We start from the raw sequence: 3,797 nt of genomic DNA on the forward strand, positions 1-3,797 counted from the left end.
CCGCCGTCGAACTCTCGCCGCATGCCACCACCGAAGACATTACAGCCAGCGTGCGCGTCGGGTTGCCGGAAATCACTGTGCAGTCGGTCTATGTGGTGCTGGCCGACCTCACAGCGCTGGGATTACTGCGCCGGATCGAGACTCCCCACTCCCCGGCCCGCTACGAGACCCGGGTTGATGACAACCACCACCACGCAGTCTGCACAGGGTGCGGCCGCATTGAGGACGTCGACTGCGCCGTCGGCCACTCCCCCTGCCTCACTCCACAGTGGCCCGCCGGCACCGCCCCGATGACCATCCAGATTGCGGACGTCGTCTATCAGGGCCTCTGCGCCGAGTGCCGCTGACGGCCCCACATTCCACTCCCACTACAATCCACCCCAAATCCCCAACCCTGCAACAGAGGAGACAGATGTCCACGAACTTCAGCACTACCCAATCCGGAGCACCAGTCGTCGACGACGCCAATTCAGCCAGCCTGGGCCGTGACGGCGCGATTCCGCTCACAGACCACTACCTGATTGAAAAGCTGGCGCAGTTCAACCGCGAGCGTGTCCCCGAGAGGGTAGTCCACGCCAAGGGTGGCGGCGCATTCGGCGTGTTCGAGACCACCTCGGATGTCAGCCAGTACACCAGGGCATCACTGTTCCAGCCGGGAGCCACCACCGAAACGCTACTGCGTTTCTCCTCGGTCGCTGGCGAGCAGGGCTCCCCCGACACCTGGCGCGACCCCCGCGGGTTCGCACTGAAGTTTTACACCGACGAGGGCAACTATGACCTGGTCGGCAACAACACCCCGGTGTTCTTCATCCGGGACGGCATCAAGTTCCCCGACTTCATCCACTCCCAGAAGCGACTCCCGGGCACGAACCTTCGCGACCCCGACATGCAGTGGGATTTCTGGACGCTCAGCCCCGAGTCAGCCCACCAGGTGACCTGGCTGATGGGCGATCGTGGCCTGCCCAACTCATGGCGCACCATGAACGGCTACGGTTCACACACCTACATGTGGATCAACGAAGGCGGCGAGAAGTTCTGGGTCAAGTACCACTTCAAGTCCAACCAGGGCCACGAAGTGCTTACCGGCGATCAGGCCGAGGCACTCGCTGGCTCGGACGCCGACCACCACCTCCGCGACCTCTCCGAGAACATCACAGCTGGCAACTTCCCCAGCTGGGATCTGAAGGTCCAGGTGATGCCGTTTGATGACGCCAAGGATTACCGTTTCAACCCGTTCGATCTCACCAAGGTCTGGCCACAGGCAGACTACCCGCTGATCCCCGTTGGTAAACTGACCCTGAACCGCAACCCGGAGAACTACTTCGCGCAGATCGAGCAGGCCACCTTCGCGCCGTCGAACTTCGTACCGGGTATCGCTGCCAGCCCTGACCGGATGCTGCAGGCCCGGATCTTCTCCTACGCCGACGCCCACCGCTACCGCGTCGGCACCAACCACGCGCAGTTGCCAGTGAATGCGCCCAAGAACGAGGTTCGTAACTACTCCAAAGACGGAGCGGCACGGTACTCCTTCAACTCCCCGTCCACCCCGGTCTACGCACCTAACTCGGTCGGCGGCCCCGTCGCTGACCCCGCCCAGTATGGCCCTCACGGCGGCTGGGAGAACGACGGCGATCTGGTGCGTGCCGCTCACAGCCTCCACGCTGAAGATGACGACTTCGGCCAGGCGGGCACTCTGTACCGTGACGTATTCGACGACGGCGAGAGGGCTCGCTTCCTCGACACCATCACCGGTGCCGTCGGAGGCGTCACGATCGACGCCATCCGGGAACGAGCTATCGCCTACTGGACCAGTGTCGACGCCGAACTCGGAGCCAAGCTCCGCGCGGCGCTGGGCACCGATGCCAACGGTGGCAACACCCAGGCAGAAGCTGCAAACAAGCTCTAACCGTGTGAGCGCCCGCTAACCGGGTAAAAGGAAAGGCGGGCACCCAAGGGCCCGCCTTTCCTTTCGTTTAACCCCGTCAGGCTGGTTGCTCCTGCTGCGGCCGAGTTGCCTGGTCAACGACGTCGAAGAAATAGTCCAGCATCAGGAGCAGGGCAGCCTCAACCGCCTCGCGGTCACGGTTGACGACAAAGTCATACTGCAGACCGTAGATCCCCGATATATGTACTCGAGCGGCCGTGTCCGCCCGGCCAGTGGACACCCCCTGTGCCACGAGCCAGTCACGAATGAACCCATGCCAGTACTCGAACTTCGCCACCGCGCTCTCCCGCGGTGTGTCGTGTACCGCATCATGGAGCGATGCCTCAAACTCCAGTCGCTGCAACTGGCGGTTGCGCTCGATCAGTCCCCAGCCCCACGAGGCAAGTGACCAATCGCGAAACGCTTCCCTACCGAGCTCACGCGGGTCCGGCAGTTTGATTGAATCCTGGCGCTTCTCGATGTGGGTGACGATCTGGTTAACCAGTTCCTCACGATTGCCGAAGTGGTAGACCAGCACATAGCTGCTGATGCCAAGACCGTCCGCCAGTGTTCGGAAGCTGAGTCCGGCGAAGGTTTTGTCCAGCAAATAGTCGAGAATCTGGTCGAGCAGTTCCCTCTTGCGTTCCGGGTTCGGTGGTCGCGCCATATCCTGAATAGTACGTTGGCTTAGCACTCACTCGAGACGGATAATGCTCGATCGAACCCTCAGCCCGTGGCCGTTACCTTATCGGAATCGTTAGGAGCTGTGGTTGGGTCGAGCGGCACCGACCGCGACAGTCGAGCTCCCTCAACGTCGACGTCGGGCAGGATGCGGTCCAGCCACTTCGGTAACCACCAGGCATGCCGGCCCAGCAGGTACATGGCGGCGGGAACCAGGGTCATCCTGACCACAAACGCGTCGACCAGAACACCGAAGGCCAGCCCAAACCCGATGGGCCGCACCATGGTCAGGTGCGAGAACACGAACCCTGCAAAGACCGCGACCATGATGATCGCCGCAGCCGTGACCACCCGTGCGCCGTGGCTGAAGCCCACCCGCACAGCGCTCTTGGCGCTGCTGCCGTGCACCCATGCCTCCCGCATGCCGGAGACCAAGAACATCTGGTAATCCATGGCGAGGCCAAACAGGACACCAATCAGGATGATCGGCAGGAAGCTCAGAATTGGTCCCGGGTTGGCCACCCCGAAGATGTCGCCGAACCAGCCCCACTGGTAGATGGCAACCGTCGCGCCGAAGCTTGCGAGCAGTGAGAGCAGGAATCCTGCTGTAGCGATCAGCGGGACAAGGATCGAGCGGAATACGAGCAACAGCAAAACCAATGACAGCCCGACGACAATCCCAAGGTAGAGGGGCATCGCTTCCATCAGCTTCTCTGACACATCGATGTTTGCTGCGGTCTGACCTGTGACCGAGATGAGCGCACCGGTATCAGCCTCGATGGCTGGAGCAGAGTCACGAAGTTCGCGGACCAGTTCCTCGGTGCTCTCGCTGGCTGGACCCTCGGTCGGGATGACCTGGAAGATCCCGGTGCGTTGGTCCTCGCTCAGGCCCGCTGGCACAGCAGTTGCAGTATTCTCTACAGCCGCGAGGCGGTCAACGATCTCCAGCTGGAGCTCACTGACCTCAGCGTCAGTCTCGGTGGCCGGAAGTTCAGCAACCACGAGCAGCGGCCCGTTGGTCCCTTCGCCGAAGTACTCTCCGGCCAAGTCATAGGCCTGGTAGGCAGTGGAGTCGACGGGTTCGGACCCGCCGTCGGGCAAGCCCACCCGAAGATCGAGCGCAGGAAGCGCGATCACCGCCAGGGCGGCGATACCCGCGATCAGGGTGAGGATCGGCTTGCGGGTGGCGAAG

4 protein-coding genes are annotated in these 3,797 nt (G+C 62.4%); 2 read left to right on the forward strand and 2 right to left on the reverse strand.

Going from position 1 to position 3,797, the window contains the following annotated elements; all coding sequences use genetic code 11:
* The coding region (locus Y703_RS20535) for a Fur family transcriptional regulator (protein ID WP_035765709.1) at positions 1 to 347 on the forward strand (347 nt) is incomplete at its 5' end.
* 65 nt (positions 348 to 412) lie between these two features.
* Positions 413 to 1,906: a catalase gene (locus tag Y703_RS0116585; protein ID WP_026553601.1), complete on the forward strand. Its 1,494-nt coding sequence runs from the start codon at positions 413 to 415 to the stop codon at positions 1,904 to 1,906.
* Positions 1,907 to 1,982: 76 nt separating this feature from the next.
* Here the strand turns inward: Y703_RS0116585 and Y703_RS20540 are convergent, their stop codons facing one another.
* Entirely contained in the window at positions 1,983 to 2,591 is a 609-nt protein-coding gene (locus tag Y703_RS20540) for a TetR/AcrR family transcriptional regulator (RefSeq protein WP_051427698.1), read from the reverse strand.
* Between the two features lie 59 nt (positions 2,592 to 2,650).
* On the reverse strand, positions 2,651 to 3,797 hold a 1,147-nt coding region (locus tag Y703_RS21805), incomplete at its 5' end, for an MMPL family transporter (protein WP_035765712.1).

It is taken from the genome of Arthrobacter sp. H20, from assembly GCF_000520515.1.
Classification (GTDB): Bacteria; Actinomycetota; Actinomycetes; order Actinomycetales; family Micrococcaceae; genus Arthrobacter_D.